Origin of the sequence: Chryseobacterium sp. T20 (assembly GCF_047345655.1) — a bacterium.
Lineage (GTDB): Bacteria > Bacteroidota > Bacteroidia > Flavobacteriales > Weeksellaceae > Chryseobacterium.
This window is the reverse complement of record NZ_JBLFDU010000011.1, coordinates 62,324-85,188: the sequence shown is the minus strand read 5'-3', so window position 1 is coordinate 85,188 and position 22,865 is coordinate 62,324. Positions and strand designations below refer to the sequence as shown.

Genomic DNA, 22,865 nt, shown 5'->3' with positions numbered 1-22,865 from the left:
ATCTGTTTCTCCTTTCAAATTTAGTCAAAAAAAGAGCATTTAAAAAATGCCCTTGTCTTTTATTGAGTTAATTCCTTATAAACCTTTGTTTCCCAAGGCTTGATGTCTGTTACGCCATATCTTTCTTTTTTAGAAATAGCAAGGTTGTCCAGCATGTCTACAAAATTTTTGTAATTGGCCTCATCCGTTGGTTTTACAATCACTGTGAAATTGTTGGGTACAGGAGCATTTTTATACGCTTCAGCAATGATCTTTGAAATTTTTATTCCACTGAAATCTGTTTCTTTCAGGTTTCCTGTATTAAGGTCTTTCTGATTGCTCTGATGATAAAATACCCGGTTGTCTTTTCCAAGGATAAAGGTAATCTGATTTTGATCTCCGATAACATGATCAGTTGGGAGTGGGTTGGGATTATGATCTTTTGCCGGTAATCCTAAATCCATTACGTTAGGTTTTGTAAAATTAGTGGTGAACATAAAGAAGGTGATGAGTAGGAATCCCAGATCTACCATAGGAGTCATGTCCACGCGGATCATTTTTTTCTTTTGCTTTCCGCCTTGTTTCTCTTGTGCAATTACTTCTGCCATGATTAAAAATTTTTAAATGTTAAACGGTGTTTTTTTTGAAAAATTCTTACAACAAGCGTGCCTTGTTTGCGGAATAATCAATAGATTCATGAATCTATTGATTGTTTTTGTGATTTATTTTCAAGCATTCCCATTTATTTTCATTTTGTTTGAAAATGAAAGTCATGACTTTATGGTTTGGGCAAGTAACCTAATCAGCTGAAGAAGTAAACAAAAAAACTCACGCAGTAATGGGTGAGTTTTTTAGGCTGAAAAAATAATCTATTGACGTTATTTCTCCCGAATGATTAAAGTATGGGGCAATAAATTATCTGCTGACTGTTATTTTCTTTGAGAGAATGATTTCCTCTTTGCTTTTTATCTGTACAATATAGATTCCTTCTGAGAATGCGGAAGTATTGATTTTTATTTTTTTCTCATGATACTTTTGTGAGAAAATTTTTCTTCCCGACATATCGATAATATCAATATTGCTTTCCTGAGGTAGGTTATCTGCATAAAAGAAATCTTTTGCCGGATTAGGGTAGAGGTTAGGCTGATTCATTTTCTGACTTTCGGAGATGCCTAATTGTTCCGCACTTAATTTAACTACCCAGGCATCTATTGAACCATGATGTCCTGTCACATCCCCGTCGGTGGAAAAAGTTTGGCCTGCGACTATATATCCTCCGTCAGTTGTTTTTTGAATAGAGTAGGCATCATCAAAAGCGGTTCCTCCCAGCGGCTTTTGCCATTGTGAAACTCCTGAAGGGTCTAACTTTATTATCCAGTAATCATTACTTCCATGATTTCCTGTTACATCTCCGTTTACAGAAGAAGTTCCGCCGGCCACTATATATCCGCCATCAGAAGTTTGCTTTACAGAATAGGCATAATCGTTACCAGCACCGCCAAAGTATTTTTGCCATATCGTATTTCCGGCAGCGTCTAATTTTGCCACACAATAATTGGAAATTCCAAAAACTGTTGGAATTTCAGAGTTTGCAGAGGTAGATCCACCGGCCACAATATATCCACCATCTGATGTTTGCTGGATAGATTCTGCAGAGTCAGCAAGATTTCCTGCCAATGTTTTTTGCCATTGCAGAGCTCCTGAGGAATTTAATTTTACAATCCAAAAATCTTCGTTTCCATGATTTTCTGTAATGTCTCCATTAGTAGAGGCAGATGCTCCTGCAATAATATATCCACCGTCTGATGTTTGTTGGATAGAATTGCACCTTTCATAAGAACTTCCACCCAATGATTTTTGCCATTGTAGAGTTCCTGAGGGATCTAATTTTACGATCCAATAATCGGGATTTCCATGATTTCCTGTCACGTCTCCATCCGTAGAGTCAGATTCTCCGGCTACAATATATCCGCCGTCAGAGGTTTGCCTGACAGATTTTGCTCTGTCTTCATTAGTTCCACCTAATGATTTTTGCCATTGTAGAGTTCCTGAGGAATCTAATTTTACAATCCAGTAATCGACATTTCCATGATTCCCTGTCACATCTCCGTTGGTAGAGGAGGATTCTCCTGCCACAATATATCCTCCGTCAGTTGTCTGTTGAATAGAATTGGCACTGTCATAGAGACTTCCCCCTAATGATTTCTGCCATTGTATAGTTCCTGAGGCATTTAACTTTATAATCCAGTAATCAGAATCTCCGTGGTTCGTAATATTTCCATCATTTGACATTGAGTTTCCCGCTACAATATACCCTCCGTCAGCGGTTTGTTGAATTGCATTGGCAGATTCGCCCTGAGTGCCTCCTAGTGCTTTTTGCCATTCTATGGAAGGAGCAGTCTGTGCTGTGAGTATTGAAAAAGTAAAAAATAAAAAAGTAGATGTTAAATATCTCATATGTATTTGAATAAGTGATGGTTATTCAAATGTAATTAATTTTACACTACGTTTGGTGTTTTATTATTTATTTAATTCATGAAAACAAAAAACTCACACGATAAAGTGTGAGTTTTAAATGATATGTAAATAATTTATTTATTCTTTTTGTAGAAATTGACCCCGCATTCAAGGAATTTTTTGAAATCCTCTTTAGGCATATATCCTGAAACAGGTGTGTTGATAACCTTTCCGTCAGGAGTGATTAAAACATAGTGAGGCTGAGAGTTGTTGTTGAAATTTACCTGTTGGAATAAACTCCATCTGTCCCCAATTGTTTTTACCTTTTTGATCTGTCCGTCTCCAAGGTCAATTTTGGTTTTCTGATCCTCAGGAAGTTCTTCTTTGTCGTCTACATATAGAGAAGCTAATACAACATCATTCTGTAAGATTGGCAAGATGTCCGGTTCGCTCCATACAAACTCCTCCATTTTTCTACAGTTTTCACATCCGTATCCTGTGAAGTCGATCAATATAGGTTTGTCTTCTTTTTTAGCCAGTTCTATTGCTTTGAAGAAGTCGTGTTCCGGATGCATTCCTAAAATTCCGTCTTTTTCATCATGGAAATAGCTTACGTTCAATGGAGGCAAAATTCCGCTTAATAACTGAAGTTTCGGACGGTCAGATGGGATTAACCCCTGAACCAGATAGATCACAAAACCAATTCCCAATACCCCTAATATTTTTCTGGTGATAGAGATTTTAGGCTTTTTATCATCATGAGGGAATCTGATCAATCCTAATAAATAGATTGCTAACCCTAATGCGATAATAATCCAGATCGCAATGAAAAGTTCTCTTTTTAAGAAGAATGTTTTGGATACAAGATCTGCTTTAGATAAGAATTTCAATGCTAATGCAAGCTCTACGAATCCTAAAACAACTTTTACCGTATTCATCCATCCTCCTGACTTAGGAAGACTTTGTAATGCCTGCGGGAATAATGCCAGCAATCCAAAAATAATCGCCCATGCCAGCCCGAATCCTGCCAACGCAAATGTCAACAGCATAGGAACGTTTGTAGAACCCGTTACTGCACTTCCCAGTAAACTTCCTAAAATAGGTCCTGTACAAGAGAAAGAAACAATCACCAGGGTCAAAGCCATGAAGAAAATACCGATAATTCCACCTGCTTCTTCCGCTTTAGAAGATTTGTTGGCAATAGAACTTGGTAGAGTGATATCATAATACCCGAAGAAACTTCCGGCAAAGAAGATGAATATAATAAAGAAAGCAATATTCAACCATACGCTGGTAGAAATCTCGTTGAAAATATTTCCGGCAATTCCATCAATAATATGGAAAGGAATACTCAATAAAACGAAGATAAGAAGAATGAAAAACCCATAAATAAGCGCATCTCTTTTTCCTTTTGCTTTGTCTTTACTTCCTTTTGTAAAGAATGAAACCGTTAGTGGAATCATTGGGAAAACGCATGGCGTAAGCAAAGCAATTAATCCTCCGATAAATCCAAGGAATAGATACGTCCAGTAGTTTTCATCCACTTTGGTAGAGGCAGTACCGCAATCCGTCAATGGGTTTTTGAAATCAATACTTTCAATTTTCAGCTGCTTAGGATCCAGTTTTGAAGTTTCTGTGATCGTAGCTTCTGTTTTTGCAGGATTTTCAGTAACCGTCTCAGTTATTTTTACAGAGTCTTTTGCAGGACCTGCAGTTTCCTCGGTCGTAGCCTCTTCCGTTGCCCCTTTTGGCGTAACCTTTTGATTAAATTCTAATGTATTGGGAGCCAGACAAACTCTGTCGTCACAGGTCTGATACGTAATCTCAGAAGTGACATCTGCGGGTTTTGTCGGATCTTTTAATTTAAATTTTTGCTTAAATCCAGCAGAATTCGAATAGAAAACAATTGTTCCTCCAAATGCTTCAGAAAACTCTTCATGTTTTTTACCTACTTCGGTAAATTTTCCGATCAACTCAATATTCTTTCCTGTTACTTTATACTCCGTCGGAATTCCGGTATCTTCCGGTAAGTCTTTTGAGTAAATATGCCATCCGCTTTCCATGGTAGCATTCAATACCGCTTCGTATTGATTGTTCCCCAGATCGTTGATGGTGAATTTAAACTTTACAGGATTTTTTATCTGCGCATTAATTCCTGTCGCTAAAAATAGTAGAATTAATAAAAACCAATTTCTAAATTTCATTGTTCATTTCATTAAAGTTTTGAGACTCCATTTCGTTTTCTCATTCTTTGCAAATCTTCTGTCTTACCTGAAAGGAAAGCTGTCAAATACAGTATTATTCCTAATGAGTCTGTGTCCAGATTTTTTGCCTCGCTAAAATAGATAATTTTTCGTCCCTAAAAAATTTAGAAACTTTCTTTTTTTAAGCCTGATCCCTAAAATATTTTGTCTTCTGCCCTAATCGCAATAGAAGAGTTACTTATTTTATCATTCAAAATGATTATAGATTTTTTCAATTTTGCCAACTTGGTATGATGATGAGGATCTTTTCAAGAGCAAAAAATCTCTGAGAAAATCAATTCAGATTTTTTAAAATATCTTCTACGGATGCTCTGTTTTTATAGTCCGGATCAAAATGTCTCCATGTAATTTCATTCCCCTCATTAAGGATGAAGGTTGCCGATACAGGAAGCCTTCCGGAATGATCTGATCTGCTGTTAGCGAAATCCTCCTTTAATTTTGAGTTGTAGAAATTAAGTGTTTCACTGTCTGGAGTATAAAGAACATCAAATGCTTCTGCGATTTTATATCCTTCGTCATATAAAACAGTATAGTCTGTCTTTGTTTTGCTGATCGTCTTCTCTATAAATTCCGGTTTTTCGGGAGAAATAATAACAAGTCTTGCGTTTTTCGATTTCAGCTCCGGAGCCAGATTTTGTAATGTTTCAATATATTTGTTACAATACGGACACCATTGTCCACGGATAAAAACGATCACCAGTTTTTTGTTTTCCTTTGATGATGAAAATGTATTTCCTAAATGATCTTTTGCATTGAAATTATCAATTTTATCACCTATCATTTTTCCTTTTACCTGATCTAAAGTTTTGCCGGGTTGAGACATCTTTTTTTTCAGGACAGATGCTCCTACTTCCAAAAACTGTTCAGGATTATAGTATCCGAAATCATATTGAACCAGTTTTCCTTTTGAATCCAGAAATAAAAAGGAAGGATAGTTTACCACTTTAAATTCTTTGGCCAGGCTTAGCCCTTCTTTTTCTGCATCTATGGCAAGGTTTACAAAATTTTTGTTGAACATCTCTCCGATTCTTGGGTCAGTGAAGGTGTTTTTTGCCATGAGCTTGCAAGGTCCGCACCATGTGGTGAACAGATCAATGAAGATCAGTTTATTCTCTTTTGCTGCGATTTTTTTCGCGGCTTCCAAATCAATTTTTTGAAAATTGATGCCTGCGCTTTGTGCGTTAAATGAAATTCCTACTAGTATAAGAAGGCTCAATACGATTTTTTTGAACATATATTTCTTTTCTTATTATGTTCCCTGATTCATAAAAAAATCACCCATACATAAACGTATTTTATTTAATGGATTGATTTTCAGGTAGAAAAAGTGCTGTTGTTTTTAATCTTTTTGATCTGCTCTACACATTTGTATTTTTGGTTCTGAGCATTATGTTTGCTTGAATACTGGTATTTATTCTGGATTTCTTCCATACTTTTATTTTCAATAAAAATATCATGGATGAGATTCTGACAGTGTGAAGAGATCGATTTGATATAACCCATCAGTTTTTCCCAATAATACCTTTCATTTTCAATGGCCGTACTTATTTCCTGCTGATGTTCCATGAAATAGTTTTCAGGAGACTCTATATAAAAGTTTCTGTTTTTTAGTTTTTTAAACCACAGATTTTTTACAATTCCGATAATATAATTTCCCAGACAGGTTTGAACTTTGAAGTCATCAGCATTCAGTTTTTCGTAAAGAATGAGTAATGCATCCTGGAAAATATCTTCTGCATCTTCCAGATTACCTTTATTGTTCAGAATAAATTTCTGAGTATAACCAAAATACTGTTGGTATAAAATTCCAAAAGCTATATTGCTGTCTTTCTTAAAATCATCAACAGCTAACGAATTAGTTGTTTTTCTGTCCACGTTACAGTTATCTTTTTTTGAGTAGTTCTGTCTGCCTGATACCTGCGATCCTGTCTGAGAGGGATGACCCCCAAAATATGGTTTCCGGAGTCACACAATAACCAGATCTTTTCCTTGATCAAAGCAGATAATTTTTCGTCCCTAAAAAATTTAGAAACCTTCTTTTTCCCTGAAAACCCTGTTGGATAAAATTCATCTCCATCCTGTTGTTTTCTCAAAAGGAGTGGAAACTGAAGCTTTTCAGCATCGAAATCCCATTCAAATTCTTTGAGGATTTCTTCATTGTTTTCAATATCATCTACGAGATTGATGCTGATCTGGTTTTTGGAAAAATCAAAATTTTTGATCAGTACTATTTCTTCCGGAGTTTCCTTTTCTTCGCTTTTATCAATAAAAATAAGTTCATCACGGTTGACAATCAACTGATATTCTTTTGAAAAGAAAGAGCTGTTGTTTTCTGCTTTAAAAATTTTCGGTATTTCTTCCTCCTGATTGAATCCGTATTTTTTTAAGATTTCAAATTTGACGAAATCACTTTCCTGATCCAGCTTTTCCTTTGATAAGATTTTATAGTTTTGGTTAAATACTGTAAGATTATTTTCTATCTCCTGAATCTGTTTCTGAACAAAATCCTTAGTCTGATTGAGATATAAAGAACTTTTTCTGAAGTTTTCCAGAAAATGATCGTTGGTTTCCATCAGCATCGGAACAATCTCATTCCTGATCTTATTCCTCAGATAATCACTCTTTTTATTAGAAAGATCTTCGCGAAATTCAATAGTATTCTGCTCAGCAAACTGATAAATTTCTTTTTTTGAAACATTTAAAAGAGGACGAAGGATATTATTATCATTCGATGGAATTCCACTCAATCCATTAATGCCGGCAGCTTTGGAAAGATTAATGATGAAAGTTTCCAGCTGATCATTGAGATGATGGGCGGTAACGAGAAATTCCAGCTTTTCTTTTTCCTGAATTTCTTTAAAAAAAGCGTATCGAAGTTCTCTTGCCCAAAGCTGAATAGAATTTTCGGGTTTATGATCTTTTTCCGAAACTTCATACAAATGAAATTTTATATGATTTTTCTCACAAAAATCCTGCACTGTTTTCTGATCCAGATCCGAATCATTACCACGAAGTTTATAATTGATATGAGCTACCTGAAACCGGAACCTGGAATCCTGAATTTTCTGCACTAAATCCCTGAACAAAGAGGCGAGAACCATAGAATCTGCTCCTCCGCTTACAGCCAGCAGATAGGTGTGATTTTCCGGTTCGTGAACGAGATTTTTTAATTGATTGGTGAAGGCTAATTGATCCAACATAGATGTTGAGAATTTCTTTTATGCAAAGATAACCGATATAATTCAATTGAATTTTCCTAACTTTGAGTAGTCTAAAAATGATTATTTATGAAGATTTTAAAAATTTTAGCAGTTTCTGCAATGGCGCTGGGGATGACATCTTGTGTCAGCAAAAAGCAGTATGATGCTTTGAGCACAAACTATAAGCAGTGTATTGAAAATATTGGAGAAAGACAGAGAGAAATTCAGGATTTGAAATCTCAGAACTCTGCATTGGCAGGTGAAAACAACTTGTTGAAAAGCCAGCACGATGCTTTAAAATCATCACTTGATGCATGTCTGTCCAATACAGGAAAAAGTTCTGCTAACATTGATAAACTGGTAGGCGAAATCAATGCTTCCAATTCTTATATCAAGCAATTGATCTCCAGTAATGCTAAAAATGACAGCCTGAACCTGGCATTATCTAATAAACTGAAGAGATCTTTGGATAATGTATCTGATGAAGATGTACAGGTAAAAGTATTGAAAGGAGTAGTAATGATCTCTCTTTCTGATAAAATGTTATACAAAACAGGAGATTACAATATCTTGCCTGCTGCTCAGGAAGTGTTAGGTAAAGTAGCAAAAGTAATCAACGATTACGACAAATATTCTGTATTGATCGAAGGTAACACGGATAACGCTCCGTTGAACTCTCCGAATCTTCCAAGAGACAACTGGGATCTTTCTGCATTAAGAGGTACTTCGGTTGCTAAAGTTCTTCAGACTCAGTTTGGAGTAGATCCGGCAAGAATTACAGCTGGTGGACGTTCTGAATACAACCCGAAAGCGACTAACATGAGCGTTTCAGGTAGAGGAGAAAACAGAAGAACGGAAATCATCATTATGCCTAAACTTGATGAGTTTATGAAACTGATGGATATCGCTCCTAAGAAATAATGACTAAACCCTATATCATCATAAATCCCGAAGCAATTTGGGATTTTTTTATGACCCAACCTGTTTGGGAATATAATCTGCCTGTATTTTTTTCTTTGAAGAAGTGACTGTCTTTTTAGCAGACTGTTCAAAATAAAAATTGGTGATATTCCAGACGATCATAATGGCTGAAAAATAATATAAATTCAAAACCAGTGCAATTCCTATATGCATGGAGATGGTGAGGAAAAGCCATGTTTTCTGTGTGGGTTTGTACCAGATAAAGAAAGGATAACACATCTCAATAATAATGGTACTCCATCCAATCAAGCTCAGAATATAAGAATGTTCTATCAGCCAGCTGAAATCAATATTCAGGTCTCTGTTGGAATAGGGCAGATGAATGGCTTTCCAGATAGATTCACCATTCCACCAGTTGAACCCTAACGCTTTGTCAAGCCCGGAAAAAAAGTAAGCAATAGAGATATGGATCTGAAATAATCTTTTAACTGGAGTAATATTGGTATTTCCAGGTTTTCTTCTGAAAATGCAGTTTCTCAGTGAAAAATGCTGGTCAGCAGGAAAAAGAATCAGATAAAATAAGGACATGCTTGTGAAAAAATCTGCACCATAGGCAAAAAAAGAACTTCCCTTAAGCAAAGCAATCTGCAGGATAAGTAACAATAATGCAGAAATTCTTGAATAAAATCCGGTGATGATTAAAATACACAAGGTTATAAATGATACCTTGGTTATTGCTATTGTTGTACTTTCTTCAATCCCGAAAGTTTGTAAGAAGCTTACTATTTTTGAGAAGGTAATCAGCCAGTCTGGTGTAAAAACACTCATAATATCCTGTGGAATAATACTGCTGCTTGAAAATAATTTTTCAAAATCCGGCAGCACCGCAGTAAATTGTAGAAGGATTACAATTCCTATGGCAATCCGAAAGAAACTTAAGAATTCCGTTTGATTATCTTGTTTGAAAAAGAAATTTTCAATTTTGGTATAGAATGTATTCAGATTTTTCATCACTTTAGTATTTGAATTCATCAATAAGAATAAGATTTTCATTCGTTTTTCCTTTTTTGAAATCTGCAATAGTAGGGTAGTTGTACAGATAAAGCTTTGTCGTTACACTGGATGCTAACGGATTTTCTTTCATTACGTGGGCAGCGATCTGTCTGATAATGATATCCAGATACTGATAATACTTTTTGTCGTATTTATTTTTATCGGAAATTTTATCAAGAAACATGTTAAAAACAGTTGTGTATCTCACTCTGCTCTCTTTGTTCTTAAAATAAGGTAGATTTTTTTGTTCAAGGATATTACCATTCTGATCTTTTAATTCAAAGCTCATGACAAAGTCACTGGCAACATTGGGTGCGTAGAAACCATATCCTGTATCAAAACCTGTGTAAGAAGTAAATATATTGACGGGTTTTGACTGGGCAATGTCTTCGGAAATAGTATATACCAGCGGTTTTTTATAGTCTTTATTTTCATAATAAAAACCATAATATCCATCAAATGTTCCTTTCAGACCAATGGTGAAAACCACCAGCAGGATCATAAAAATTCCGGATAACTGAAGCTTTCTTTTCATGGCAAAAGATTTAAAAAAAAAAGGCTGTTTTCGGACTAAAAACAGCCTTTTTAGGTTATTTGTAATTCATCAATACGCTGTTCAGTTTTACATTGATTCTTGGATCAATGGCTGTATTAACTTTGTAAGATTTTATAATCACATTGGTAAGATTTCTTCTTCCCATCGTTGGCGGACAGATGGTGTATTCTTCTGCTCCTCTAACTGTTAACCTGCCTAAAGAGGCAATATCTTTCTGGCTTAGCAAAGCTGCATTGGTTGCAACCTGGTTGTTTTGAATAGCATAATAATCTGCTCCCAATTCTTTAGCTCCATATTTTTTTAGAATTCCTTCTACTTTTTCTCTTAGATCTCCATACTTTTTCCAGTCGATATTTGCTTTCATTAAGCATCCGCGGATTACATACTGTCTGTTGATTTTATAGATAATGAAATTGGTACCCAAACTGTTCTGATGAAGTTTCTGAAGACTTAATAAACTTTTCATGTCTTCGTCAGAAATTTTTTTCACATCTTTCAGGATGTAATTATGGTCTACAATGTAATTGCCTTTTTCTTTATAAAAAGACATTTCCTGAGGTTTTAGCTGGGAAAATATCATAACAAGTCCCACTATTGCTCCGATTAATAATAAAGTCTTTGTTTTCATGTGGTTGTTTTTAAAATATCCCTACTCTTTTTTAGGATTTTCGGGTGCCTCCTTTATTTGAATGTTTCATGGTTGGAAAACTTATATCAAAGGTAGAGGCATATGAGCGGTCAAATACAGGTGTTTTTCCTGTTTTTTTATGAGGATTTTGACTTGTGAACTGAAATATGAATCAGCGTTTTTGAATAGTAATAGCTATTCTTGGATATTTTAAGTTGCTGTATTGTGGCTTACAATATGAGTTCTGAGAATGAACTAGACAATGAACGTAGTGAAGTTCTGTTGAACAGATGTTGGGAAAAATGAGTATGAGGTTTTTAATCTGAAATAACCTGAGAGGGAATATCTGAGTATAAAGCAAAAATAAATCCCGAAGGTGGCCGGGATTTATTTTTTAATCAAATTAATTCTTCCTTTTTCAGGAGTGAAATAATTCGTTGCAAAAATGAAGTGGATATTTCTGTCTTACTTTTTGCTGCAGAAGAATCAGTTCTACTTTTCAGTACAACTTTTTTGTGATTCTCATGGTTAGTTTGTGTCTCTCCTGCAATCATCTTGTTTTCTCTTAGTGTTTTTACCCCTTATTCTTATTGCAAACTTATAACTAATACCACAAAAATAACACCCGTGTTTTCACGGTATTTTATATGGGGTTTTCACTGAAGTTTAGGTTTTTATTTATTAAATAAGTGATTTTAGTGTGTATAATTAGTTGAATAATAAAAGAATATGTATATTTAAATCTCCATTAAAGGAAATAATAAAAGAGGTGTCCGAAAATCTAAAGAGTAGGAAACTAATACTAAACTAAAATCATTATGAAAAATTTAAAAAAACTTTCAAGAGGAGAAATGAAGACTGTACAAGGTGCTATTAATGGGTGTAATCCACAGATATTTTGTACTAGTCCACAAACAAAGTGTTGCCCAGGATGGGTTTGTGCTGGTATAAGACAATATTGTATAGCTGTATAATAAAATTTAGATCTGGCTAAGAAAAAGAGAGGGATTAATTTCTCTCTTTTTTTGTATCTTATTATTGGGTTTAAAAACTAGCTTTAAAATCCTTAAATTTGTTTAAATTAAAATGGTATGAGTTTTTTTGAAGAAAAGAATCCTGAAATGGACAGATATTTGGAGGCACACGCTTCTTCGGAATCCGAAATTCTGAAAAAGCTGAGGAGAGAGACGTATCAGAAAACCACACAGCCTCATATGATTTCCGGATATCAGCAAGGAAGATTGTTGACGATTATTTCCCAGATGATGCAGCCGAAAAGTATTCTTGAAATAGGAACATTCACCGGATATGCCACCTTATGTCTGGCAGCAGGACTGGCGAAAGATGGAAAAATTACAACATTGGATGTAAATGAAGATCTTGCCTATCTTCCTAAAAAATATTTTGAGTCTAGCGAATATGCCGGTCAGATTGATTTTAAACTCCAGGATGCCAAGGAATATTTAAAAGAAACAGATGAATTTTTTGATCTGATTTTTGTAGATGCCGATAAAGAAAACTATGCTGAATATTTCAGACTGATCAAACCGCATACAAAATCCGGAACAGTGATCCTTTTTGATAATGTCTTGTGGTATGGTAAAGTTTTGGAAGAAAATCCGAAGCTGAAATCTACCCAGTCTATCCAGGAATTAAATGATTTGGCAGCAAAAGACGAAGATTTTGAAAATCTTATTTTACCTTTGCGTGATGGAGTCAACTTTCTTCGCAGAAAGTAATTAAAATATCCAGAGATTAAAACATTTAAAGAGGATACAGATCGTATTTTTTAATCTTTAAATTATTCAATCTTTAAATTGAGAGTTAATGAATAAAGGAGTTTGTATTGTTACAGTAGCGCCGGTTCGTGCAGAAAATTCTGACAGAGCTGAAATTGTTACGGAAATATTGTTTGGGGAAAGTGCAGATATTTTGGAAGTAGATAAAAACTGGACCAAAATAAAAATGCATTATGATGGCTATGAAGGATGGATGGATACCAAGCAGCTGAAGCCTATAACAGATGAAGAGCTGGCCAAAAGAAAAGTGACTGTCGTTACCGAAGATTTTTCTTCCGTATTAATGAACGATGGTAAAACTTTACTTTCTATGGGTTCCGAAGTGGAGTTTCCGGTGGTGGCTTCAAGAAGAAGTCATGATGTGCGTGAAAGTATTGCCCTGACAGCAAAAGAGTTCCTAAACGTACCCTATCTGTGGGGAGGAAAAAGTTTTTTCGCGGTTGACTGCTCCGGATTTACCCAATTGGTTTACAAAATTCACAATATAAAAATACCCAGAGATGCATCACAACAGGCTGAGGTAGGTGAAGCACTTACTTTTATAGAAGAAACGCAGCCTGGAGATCTTGCATTCTTTGAAAATGCAGAAGGGAAAATTATTCATGTAGGAATTATGCTGGAAAATCAAAAGATCATCCATGCCTCCGGAAAAGTAAGAATAGACACACTGGATTCCACAGGGATTTTCAATAAAGAAATGAATAAGCATACTCATAAACTGAGAGTGCTGAAAAGTGTAATCTAATCCTAATTCAATCTCGTCTGAAATGGAAAATATTCTTTTTACAACTTTTGATATTTTTAATTTTGGACTGGTAGTTTTTCTATGGTGGTTTACCCTGAAAAATTATAATACGTTGCCAGAGAGAATTCCTGTACATTTTGATATGGAAGGGAAAGCGGATGGATTTGGTGGGAGAATGTATGCCTTTCTGATGCCTGTATTGGCTCTGGGATTATATGCTCTGTTTGTGTACGGTATGAGACATCCCGAAGACACTAATTTCCCGGTAGAAATTACAGCGCAGAATATGAATGCTCAGTTTTTAATTATGAAGATTGGTTTGAGAATTCTTTTTTTGTTTTTGGCTGTTATTTTTATGAATATTCAGGACTATATGTTCAGATATGCCATAGATGATCAGGCTAAACCGAGAATTACATTCGCAACCATCTTTTTATCTGTCGTGTTATTTACTCCTGCATTGCTTTTTATTGCCCATCTATTCAAATGATACATTCTAAAGATAATTCAGAACATTATATCTGGGGAAACCAATGTGACAGCTGGATTCTTAAAAATACCCAAAGCTTATCCGTAAAGCAGGAGAAAATGCCTGCAGGAACTTCAGAGAAACTGCACTTTCATAAAGTGGCAGAACAGTTTTTTTATATTCTGAAAGGGGAAGCAGTATTCTACATCAATGAAGAAAAATTCCTGGTTGGACAGGGTGAATCTATATCCATTGAGCCGGAAGCAAAGCATTTTATCTCCAATGAATCAGATGAAGAAATTGAGTTTTTAGTCATATCCAATCCACCCACGGATCATGACAGAATTGAAATTAAAGAATAAGTAAAATGACATTTCTGTACAATATATTTATCACTCTTCTTGCCTTTGGTATGAAGGTTTTCGCGTTAATTAATGATAAAACTAAAAAAGGCGTTGAAGGAAGAAGCCAGTCTTTGAATAAAGTAAAGTCTGCATTTTCAAAAACAGACCAGGTAATCTGGATGCATGCTGCAAGTCTGGGTGAATATGAGCAAGGCTTACCTGTTCTGGAGAAATTGAAAGAGAATTTTCCTCAACACAAAATACTGGTGACCTTCTTTTCTCCATCAGGATATGAAAATGTGGTTAAGAAGAAACATATTGCAGACGTTATTTGTTATTTGCCTTTCGATAAAAAAAGTACTGTAAAAGAATTTATAGGCCAATTTAATACTGAACTATTTTTTACGGTTAAATACGATTATTGGTATAATCTCCTTGCTGAATTGAAAAATAAAGGGACAAAGATTTATGTCATTTCTGCCCTGTTCTATGAAAGACAGTCTTTCTTTACTTCCTATGGAAAATGGTTTGTGAAGCAGCTTCAGAAAAATGTAGATTGGTTTTTCCACCAGACCCAGTTTTCATTGGCTTTGGCGAAAAGTGTTGGATTAACGAAGTCTTCCGTAACGGGAGATACCAGATTTGACAGGGTAAAACAGCTCCGCGAAAGAAATAATCATGTAGATTTCATTGCAGATTTCAAAGGGGAAAGTAAAGCTGTTGTTTTCGGAAGTTCATGGCAGGCAGAAGAGAAAATAGCAGAAGTAGTTTCCCGCAAAAATAATACAGTAAAACTCATTATAGCACCTCACGATCTGAAAAGAGTGGAACATCTGAAAAATATATTCCCGGATGCTTTACTGTACAGCGAAATACAAAATACTCAACCTTCAACTTTCAATACTTCAATTCTGATCATAGACAGCATTGGTTTATTATCAAAATTATATTCTTATGCAGATGTAGCTGTTGTAGGAGGAGGATTTCATGATGCCGGACTTCATAATATTCTGGAAGCTGCTACTTTTGGTGTTCCGGTGATCTTTGGAAATCATTACAAAAAGAATCCGGAAGCTGATGACCTGATCTCGGCCAATGGCGGAAAGTCTTTCCCTGACGAATATACAGCCTCAGAATTCGTTTTATTTCTTACGAATGAGGATAACAGAGAAGAGCTTACTGAAATGTCTCAAAATGCAGAGAAATTCGTGGATAATAAACCTGATTCTACCAGAATGATCCTTCAGAAAATCTTAGCGTAGATACCCCTGACTTTTCATTTCCTTCATAATCTGATCAATGTTTTCAGGAATCCTGTCGCATTCCAGCCAGTTGAGGTCAAGACCATTATTGGTACACAGCTTTTGAAGATAATGGTTTTCTGATATTTTCTTTTGAGTATCACGAAGATATTCATCAATTTCCATCCAGTAATCTTCATCCAGCTTTTTTACAAGAATCAATGACTTGAAAATTTTGTTGATGATATAAATATAAAGCTTGTAAACATTGTCAAACCTTTGTCTGCTGAGATCACCATTATTTTCCAATATTTTATTCACGAGAAGAAGATTCAGAGAAACTTCCCCGAATTTATCAGTGGTGATTTTAACGTGTTCCGTGATTTCTGCACTTATTTTTCGAACTGTGGACAGGAAATATTTAGCATTTCCCACATATTTTGAAGCCAGAAGAAGTTGTTCCTCCACATGCTCTTCCATGGCATTTCTTTTATCATCCGTGGTTTCCGGATCAATCAGTTCAAAGTAGAGTTTTTTAGATAATAATTTATCCTTTCTCAGGAGTCTGAAAATAAGTTTGTCCTTCTCCGTTCCGGAAAAAGCACTCAGAGCGGCTTTGAACTCTTTTGAATACTCCATTAATTGAAAATTTTCGAATATTTCAGGAATCCGTTTAATGCCCAGTTAGCTGTATAATACAACGATTTTACTGTGGAGAATCCCATGAAATCTTTATAGACAAGATATTGATCTTTGATGATGTTTTTTTTATTTCTTGAAACGCTGTTTTCACGCATCCTGTATTTGGCCAGAGTCTTTTTTACAGGAATCCCTTCCGGAATTACTTTTAAAAGATTCAGCCACATTACATGATCTTCGCGTTTACTTTTTACAGGGAATAAAAACTTGCCGACTCTTTGAGTGTCATACATCGTAGAAACCGGTGCCAGACGGCATGTTTTTAGTAGATTGGAGAATGTAACCACTTTGTCCGCCAGGAAATCTTTCAGTATGGGCTGAAGCTGTTCATTACATCTTGAATAATTACAATAAACAAGTTCTGCTTTGTGCTCCTGCATATAATCCGTCATCGTTTCCAGATACTCAGGATACCAATAGTCGTCAGAATCCAGAAAGGCAATATACCTTCCCTGAGCTCTTTCCAGACTGTTGTTTCTGGCATTTCCTGCGCCTCCGTTTTTCTCCAGTACCTGCAGTTTTATTCTGGGATCATTATATTTTCGGATGATCTCAACGGTATTATCTTTGGAAAGGTCATCAGTAATCAGCCATTCCCAGTTTTCATAGGTTTGGTTAAGGACAGACTGTATGGTTTCCTCGATGAATTCTGCTGAATTATAACAGGGAGTAATAATGGAGACTAGATCTTTCATTTATGTTTTCTATACTGCAAAATTATAAAAATCTTTTTTCATAAAGATGCCAGGAGCTTACACCTACCGCAATAACCACCAACATACATACCAAAGCCATTACAAATGGATTGTAATCTTCAAACAATCCTAAAGTCTGGAAAGTTCTGATAATAGGGAAGTGGAAAATGTAAATTCCATAGGTGAAATCTCCATATTTTCCGAAGTTATTTAAGAATTTGAATGAATAGGCAATGTACATTACAATAACCCCGATCATCATTGGAGAAAAAAGCTGAACTTTTAAAAATAAGTCAATCCACACCGTAACGAATGCAATGATGAAAATGATATTTTTATGTTGGATGAATTTATCAAAATTAAAGTAAATCAACATTCCAGGGATAAAATAGGATAATGTTCCTGGAAGCTGTTTGGCAAGTGAAATTTTATTTAAAGATTCAAAATAATTGAGATAAATAAGTGATAAGAAGTATAGAATAATCAAACTTGTATTTCTGTATTTATTATTTTTTCCGAAAAGCAAAAACAACAAAGGAACCGCAAAATAGTAGCACATTTCTATTTTCAACGTCCATAGGGCTCCATTCACTGCTTGATTTCCAAAAACTCCGGGAAGCCAGGGTGCTTTAAAATTTAAAAATAATGAATTCCAAAATAGGTATTTGTAAACTTGTGTATTGCTGAAATATTCGGTGAAAGAATAAGTACTTACCAGGCTTAATAAAATCGCGCATAAAAAAATAACCAATAAGTAGGCAGGAACAATTCTTTTGATTCTCTTTTTTAAATAGCTTTTCAGGCTTGAAGACCTCTCATAGCTCCTTGCAATAAGAAATCCGCTCACTGCAAAAAAACCGAAAACAGCAATTTCTATAGGGCTGTGCTCAAAAATCTTGAGATCAGGAGAAGCGCTGAGTGTGCCAAGATGTCCCAGAAAGACAATAAAGGCAAGGAGAACACGTATAAAATCAAAATTGTTTCTCGTAATATCCTGCATTTGTATTTTGTTTCCTGCAAAAATAACTTTTTTAATAGAATGAACGATGCTCATGTATTCATTATTTGTTAAATAAAGGGAAAATGGGGTGTCCCTATTTTTAAATATATATAAATAATCGTCGATGAAATAATTTTTCATAAAAAATAGTAATATAAATCAAAAAAATTATAATTTTAGCGCTTGAAAAAATTGATCTATGAAGAAATTAGCATTACTATTTGCAGGTTTATCTTTGTTTGCTGCAGCTACAGGCTGTAGTAGTGACAATGATACTGTTCTGGAAGCTCCTCTTGTTGGGACATGGCAACCGTTAAAAGAAGTAGTTACCACTGTAGAAGTTGGTGAAGACCCGGTTTCTAACACGATTACTTATACAGATTGTCAGAAACAGACAAGATGGTGGTTCAGCGTTGACTCTAAAGGAGGGAAAACGAACTGGGGAGATACTGCTACACCTGGTCAGTGTGCTATTCTTTCAGATATAAAATTCAATTATACTTATAATAAGGAAGGGAAAGACGTTCAGATGAAAATTCAGGGAATCGTAGAGCCGCAGAATGCAAAGGTTATTACGCTGGATGCTACAACGCTCAATCTTGCTGTAAGAGAGGAGACTCAGGATCCAAAAATATTCCAGACAAGAACATATACCTTCAAAAGAGTTACTCAATAATAGTATATACTTCAGGATATAAAACAGATCTCATCTCCGGATGGGATTTTTTTGTTGAGGGTAGAATTGCAATTCATTATAAATTCAATTTCTATTTACTTTAAAATCACTAATTTTGTGAATCTTGTCAAAAAGAAAAATAATTCAGTCTAACATATAACATACATACAAAGTGTTTTACGATCATCAGCAGATAGAAAAAAAGTGGCAGAAATACTGGGAGGAAAATCAAACCTATAAAACCTCTAATAACACAGACAAACCTAAGTTTTATGTACTCGATATGTTCCCGTACCCTTCAGGAGCAGGACTTCACGTAGGTCACCCGCTGGGATATATTGCATCGGATATCTATGCGAGATACAAAAGACACCAAGGGTTTAATGTACTCCACCCGGTAGGATATGACAGCTTTGGACTTCCAGCTGAGCAATATGCGATCCAGACAGGACAGCATCCGGCTATTACTACAGAACAGAATATCAACAGATACGAAGAGCAGTTGAAAAAAATTGGCTTCTCATTCGACTGGAGCAGAGAAGTAAGAACTTCAGACGCTTCTTATTATAAATGGACCCAATGGATTTTTATCCAATTGTATCACTCGTGGTATAACAAAAATACTGACAAGGCTGAATCTATTGATTCTTTGATTCACCATTTTGAAGAAAAAGGAACAGAAGGATTAAATGCTAATCAGAACGACGAATTAAATTTCACTGCAGAAGAATGGAAGAATGCTTCTGAAATTGATAAAGAAGATATCCTTTTAAACTATCGTCTTGCTTACAGAGCAGAAACGACAGTAAACTGGTGCCCTGCATTAGGAACCGTACTGGCGAATGATGAGGTGAAGGATGGAAAATCCGAAAGAGGAGGATTCCCGGTATTCCAGAAGAAAATGATGCAGTGGAGTATGAGAATTTCTTCGTACTCTGAAAGATTATTACAGGGATTAAATACATTAGACTGGCCGCAACCGTTGAAAGATTCTCAGGAATACTGGATCGGAAAATCTCAGGGAGCTCAGGTGCAGTTCAATGTAGAAGGTCATGATGAAACCGTTGAGGTATTTACCACAAGACCTGACACCATCTTTGGAGCAACCTTTATGGTATTGGCTCCGGAAAATCCTTTAGTGGAAACCATTACTACAGATGCTCAAAAAGTAGAAGTAGATAATTATATTGAAGAAACTTCCAAAAAAACGGAGAGAGACAGAATGTCTGACGTGAAAAACGTGAGCGGAGCTTTCACAGGAAGTTATGCGATCAATCCATTCAGCAATGAAAAAATGCCGATCTATATTTCAGACTATGTGTTGATGGGTTATGGAACAGGAGCTGTGATGGCAGTTCCGGCACACGATGAGCGTGACCACAGATTTGCTAAGAAATTTAATCTTGAAATCAAGAAAGTGGTAGAAACGGAAGAAGACGTTCAGGAAAAATCTTTTGATTCCAAAGATTCCGTTTGTGTAAACTCTGATTTCTTAAACGGATTACATTATAATGAAGCGAAAGCAAAAATGATTTCCGAGATCGAAACGAAAGGTATCGGTCATGGAACTACAAACTACAGACAGCGTGATGCTATTTTCTCAAGACAGCGTTATTGGGGAGAACCAGTTCCTATATATTATAAGGATGGGATGCCTTACACGTTGCCAACTTCTGCTTTACCTTTGGAACTTCCTGAAGTTGAAAAATACTTACCTACAGAAGATGGAGATCCACCATTAGGAAATGCAAAAGAATTTGCATGGGATGAAGCTAACCAGAAAGTAGTTGCTACAGATCTTATTGATGACAAAACTATTTTCCCGTTAGAACTATCTACGATGCCAGGTTGGGCAGGAAGCTCATGGTACTTCCTTAGATATATGGATCCTAATGATGAAGAAACTTTTGTTAAAAAAGAACTAGCAGATTATTGGGGCCAGGTAGACCTATATATAGGAGGAAGCGAACACGCTACCGGCCACTTATTATATTCCCGTTTCTGGAACATGTTCTTAAAAGACAGAGGCTACATCAGCCATGATGAACCATTCCAGAAATTGATCAACCAGGGAATGATCTTAGGGATGAGTGCATTTGTATACAGAATTGACGGTACGAATCAATATGTATCTAAAAATTTAGCTAAAGATTACCAGACTCAGCAGATTCACGTAGACGTATCCTTATTAAAAGGAACCTCTGACGAATTGGATACTGAAGCCTTCAAAGCATGGAGACCGGATTATGCCGAGGCAGAATTTATTCTGGAAGACGGAAAATACATCACAGACCGTGAAGTAGAAAAAATGTCCAAGTCAAAATATAACGTAGTCAATCCTGATGACATCTGTGGAGAGTATGGAGCAGACGGCTTAAGATTATATGAAATGTTCTTGGGACCATTAGAACAATCCAAGCCTTGGAATACTCAAGGGTTAAGTGGAGTATATGGTTTCCTTAAAAAATTCTGGAACCTGTATTTCAACGGAGACGTATTTGAAGTTTCAGACGAAGAACCTACAAAAGCAGAATACAAAGTTTTACATACCTTAATAAAGAAGGTAGTATACGATATTGAAAACTTCTCTTTCAATACTTCAGTATCATCATTTATGATTGCTGTAAACGAGCTTCAGAAAATAAAATGCAACAAGCGCAATATTTTAGAACCGCTTGCCATTATCATTTCTCCGTATGCTCCTCACATCTGCGAAGAATTGTGGAGTTTACTAGGACACGGTACATCGATAGAATTTGAACAATTCCCGGCATTGAATGAGGATTATCTGGTTGAAGACGAAATTGAGTATCCGGTAAGTGTAAATGGTAAAATGAAGTTCAAAATTTCGCTTTCAGCTCAATTATCTGCCAAGGAAGTGGAAGATTTGGTGATTTCGAACGAGAAAATGCAACAGATTTTGGAGGGTAAAACCCCTAAAAAAATCATTGTAGTCCCTCACCGTATTGTGAATATCGTAATTTAAAAAAAAATTAACATTGGGAAATTAAAAAAAATGGGTGTCTTATTTTTTTGATTTTTTAACTGAAATGTTAAATTTGGAAAAAATAAATAAAATAATTTAAAATAATTACTATTTCGAAATCGTATTAAAATTTCTTTATCAAAAAAAAGCAAAATGTTTAATTAAGACTCTTGCATTTTAATTAATTTTGCCTTTAATTTACACCCTGTAAAATTTTAAAACAATATAATTTAGTTAAATATGGAAATGAATGTTTCAAAAAATGATGAGCAAGTAGTTGCTAGAAAGGCAGGAGGTTTAAATCCAGCTGTTATTATTCCTATTCTATTTGCTATAGGAGTATGTATTTATTTATTCGTTCTTGGTAGCCCAGGAAACTTTAAGGATGCAGAAAAACTAGGAAGTGGTTCTGTAGCTTTTTCAAGTGTTGAAGGAAAAGACATTCACCCAGAATCGTTTTTAGGTATTATCTACAAAGGAGGGGTTATCGTACCAATCTTGATTACTTTCATGATTACTGTAATCGTTTTCTCTTTTGAAAGATATTTCGTTCTTGGTAAAGCTGCTGGAAAAGGAAACTTAGACAACTTCGTTGTTCAAGTAAGAAGCTTACTAAACCAAAACAAAATTGACGAAGCTATCGAAGAGTGTGACAGACAACAAGGTTCTGTTGGTAACGTAGTAAAAGAAGGTCTTACTACTTACAAAGCACTTTCTCACGATACTACATTAAATAAAGAGCAGAAAATGGTAGCTCTTAACAAAGCTATCGAAGAAGCTACTACTCTTGAGATGCCAATGCTTGAGAAAAACATGATGATCCTTTCTACTCTAGGTACAGTTGCAACCCTAATCGCACTACTTGGAACAGTAATCGGGATGATCAAGGCGTTCTTTGCATTAGGTTCAGGAGGTGGTACTCCAGATGCTGCTGCTCTATCTACAGGTATCTCTGAAGCCTTGATCAACACGGCATTAGGTATTGGTACTTCAGCAATCGCTATTATCCTTTATAACTTCTTTACATCTAAAATTGACGGATTAACTTACAAGATCGACGAGATCTCTATGAGTATCCAACAATCTTTCGCTGAATTCAACTAAGAATTAGCAAGATATTTGCATTAGCAATTAAAAGAAGTTTAATTAAAAA

Annotated in this window: 22 protein-coding genes; 10 read left to right on the top strand and 12 right to left on the bottom strand. The window is 35.4% G+C overall.

Going from position 1 to position 22,865, the window contains the following annotated elements; genetic code table 11:
* Positions 1–59 precede the first annotated feature (59 nt).
* From ACMA47_RS20340 to tilS, 6 genes are all read right to left on the bottom strand, one after another.
* Entirely contained in the window at positions 60–587 is a 528-nt protein-coding gene (locus tag ACMA47_RS20340; RefSeq protein WP_413931244.1) for a biopolymer transporter ExbD, read from the bottom strand.
* Between the two features lie 307 nt (positions 588–894).
* Entirely contained in the window at positions 895–2,436 is a 1,542-nt protein-coding gene (locus tag ACMA47_RS20335) for a T9SS type A sorting domain-containing protein (RefSeq protein ID WP_413931243.1), read from the bottom strand.
* Positions 2,437–2,570: 134 nt separating this feature from the next.
* A complete protein-coding gene (locus ACMA47_RS20330; protein WP_413931242.1) occupies positions 2,571–4,640 on the bottom strand; it encodes a cytochrome c biogenesis protein CcdA in 2,070 nt (689 codons plus the stop codon).
* Between the two features lie 334 nt (positions 4,641–4,974).
* Positions 4,975–5,934: a redoxin domain-containing protein gene (locus ACMA47_RS20325; RefSeq protein WP_413931241.1), complete on the bottom strand. Its 960-nt coding sequence runs from the start codon at positions 5,932–5,934 to the stop codon at positions 4,975–4,977.
* Between the two features lie 80 nt (positions 5,935–6,014).
* Positions 6,015–6,575 carry an RNA polymerase sigma factor gene (locus ACMA47_RS20320; RefSeq protein WP_413931240.1) on the bottom strand — a complete coding sequence of 187 codons (561 nt, stop codon included), beginning with the start codon at positions 6,573–6,575 and terminating at the stop codon, positions 6,015–6,017.
* On the bottom strand, positions 6,548–7,900 hold the full coding sequence (tilS, locus tag ACMA47_RS20315) for a tRNA lysidine(34) synthetase TilS (RefSeq protein ID WP_413931239.1): 1,353 nt from the start codon (positions 7,898–7,900) through the stop codon (positions 6,548–6,550). Before tilS ends, ACMA47_RS20320 begins: the two co-directional genes overlap by 28 nt.
* Before the next feature lie 87 nt (positions 7,901–7,987).
* Here tilS and ACMA47_RS20310 point away from each other — a divergent pair, with 87 nt between their 5' ends.
* Entirely contained in the window at positions 7,988–8,821 is an 834-nt protein-coding gene (locus ACMA47_RS20310; protein ID WP_413931238.1) for an OmpA family protein, read from the top strand.
* A 48-nt stretch (positions 8,822–8,869) separates the two neighbouring features.
* On the opposite strand, the gene ACMA47_RS20305 is transcribed toward ACMA47_RS20310, so the two are convergent.
* From ACMA47_RS20305 to ACMA47_RS20295, 3 genes are read right to left on the bottom strand one after another with little or no spacing between them, the layout of a single operon-like run.
* A complete protein-coding gene (locus ACMA47_RS20305; protein ID WP_413931237.1) occupies positions 8,870–9,832 on the bottom strand; it encodes a hypothetical protein in 963 nt (320 codons plus the stop codon).
* Positions 9,833–9,836: 4 nt separating this feature from the next.
* The gene (locus ACMA47_RS20300; RefSeq protein ID WP_413931236.1) at positions 9,837–10,409 is read right to left on the bottom strand and encodes a hypothetical protein; all 573 of its coding nucleotides are present in this window, start codon (positions 10,407–10,409) and stop codon (positions 9,837–9,839) included.
* Between the two features lie 55 nt (positions 10,410–10,464).
* The gene (locus tag ACMA47_RS20295; RefSeq protein ID WP_413931235.1) at positions 10,465–11,058 is read right to left on the bottom strand and encodes a hypothetical protein; all 594 of its coding nucleotides are present in this window, start codon (positions 11,056–11,058) and stop codon (positions 10,465–10,467) included.
* An 818-nt stretch (positions 11,059–11,876) separates the two neighbouring features.
* Here ACMA47_RS20295 and ACMA47_RS20290 point away from each other — a divergent pair.
* From ACMA47_RS20290 to ACMA47_RS20265, 6 genes are all read left to right on the top strand, one after another.
* Positions 11,877–12,032, top strand: coding sequence for a CCPGW family putative bacteriocin (locus ACMA47_RS20290; RefSeq protein WP_407847683.1), 156 nt, complete (start codon positions 11,877–11,879; stop codon positions 12,030–12,032).
* A 117-nt stretch (positions 12,033–12,149) separates the two neighbouring features.
* Complete coding sequence (locus ACMA47_RS20285; protein WP_413931234.1) at positions 12,150–12,797, top strand: O-methyltransferase; 648 nt, start codon at positions 12,150–12,152, stop codon at positions 12,795–12,797.
* A gap of 88 nt (positions 12,798–12,885) precedes the next feature.
* On the top strand, positions 12,886–13,602 hold the full coding sequence (locus ACMA47_RS20280) for a C40 family peptidase (protein WP_034693014.1): 717 nt from the start codon (positions 12,886–12,888) through the stop codon (positions 13,600–13,602).
* Between the two features lie 22 nt (positions 13,603–13,624).
* Positions 13,625–14,092 (top strand): DUF1648 domain-containing protein, encoded by a 468-nt coding sequence (locus tag ACMA47_RS20275; RefSeq protein ID WP_413931233.1) that lies wholly within the window; start codon positions 13,625–13,627, stop codon positions 14,090–14,092.
* Positions 14,089–14,433, top strand: a complete 345-nt coding sequence (locus tag ACMA47_RS20270; RefSeq protein ID WP_413931232.1) for a cupin domain-containing protein — start codon at positions 14,089–14,091, stop codon at positions 14,431–14,433. The genes ACMA47_RS20275 and ACMA47_RS20270 overlap by 4 nt, the downstream gene beginning before the upstream one ends.
* A gap of 5 nt (positions 14,434–14,438) precedes the next feature.
* Complete coding sequence (locus ACMA47_RS20265; protein WP_413931231.1) at positions 14,439–15,677, top strand: 3-deoxy-D-manno-octulosonic acid transferase; 1,239 nt, start codon at positions 14,439–14,441, stop codon at positions 15,675–15,677.
* Here ACMA47_RS20265 and ACMA47_RS20260 read toward each other — a convergent pair.
* Genes ACMA47_RS20260 through ACMA47_RS20250 form a run of 3 tightly spaced genes read right to left on the bottom strand, consistent with a single transcriptional unit; the run spans position 15,669 to position 18,104 of the window.
* A complete protein-coding gene (locus ACMA47_RS20260; protein WP_413931230.1) occupies positions 15,669–16,295 on the bottom strand; it encodes a deoxyuridine 5'-triphosphate nucleotidohydrolase in 627 nt (208 codons plus the stop codon). The two genes, ACMA47_RS20265 and ACMA47_RS20260, sit on opposite strands and share 9 nt — an antisense overlap.
* Positions 16,295–17,050, bottom strand: coding sequence for a glycosyltransferase family 2 protein (locus tag ACMA47_RS20255; protein WP_413931229.1), 756 nt, complete (start codon positions 17,048–17,050; stop codon positions 16,295–16,297). The genes ACMA47_RS20260 and ACMA47_RS20255 overlap by 1 nt, the downstream gene beginning before the upstream one ends.
* 22 nt (positions 17,051–17,072) lie before the next feature.
* Positions 17,073–18,104, bottom strand: a complete 1,032-nt coding sequence (locus tag ACMA47_RS20250) for an acyltransferase family protein (protein WP_413931228.1) — start codon at positions 18,102–18,104, stop codon at positions 17,073–17,075.
* Between the two features lie 145 nt (positions 18,105–18,249).
* On the opposite strand from ACMA47_RS20250, the gene ACMA47_RS20245 reads away from it, so the two are divergent.
* The 3 genes from ACMA47_RS20245 (at position 18,250) to ACMA47_RS20235 (ending at position 22,816) form a co-directional block, all read left to right on the top strand.
* Positions 18,250–18,726 carry a lipocalin family protein gene (locus ACMA47_RS20245; protein WP_034693028.1) on the top strand — a complete coding sequence of 159 codons (477 nt, stop codon included), beginning with the start codon at positions 18,250–18,252 and terminating at the stop codon, positions 18,724–18,726.
* 172 nt (positions 18,727–18,898) lie between these two features.
* The gene (gene leuS / locus ACMA47_RS20240; protein ID WP_413931227.1) at positions 18,899–21,712 is read left to right on the top strand and encodes a leucine--tRNA ligase; all 2,814 of its coding nucleotides are present in this window, start codon (positions 18,899–18,901) and stop codon (positions 21,710–21,712) included.
* Between the two features lie 240 nt (positions 21,713–21,952).
* Positions 21,953–22,816 (top strand): MotA/TolQ/ExbB proton channel family protein, encoded by an 864-nt coding sequence (locus tag ACMA47_RS20235; protein ID WP_034693032.1) that lies wholly within the window; start codon positions 21,953–21,955, stop codon positions 22,814–22,816.
* Positions 22,817–22,865 lie beyond the last annotated feature (49 nt).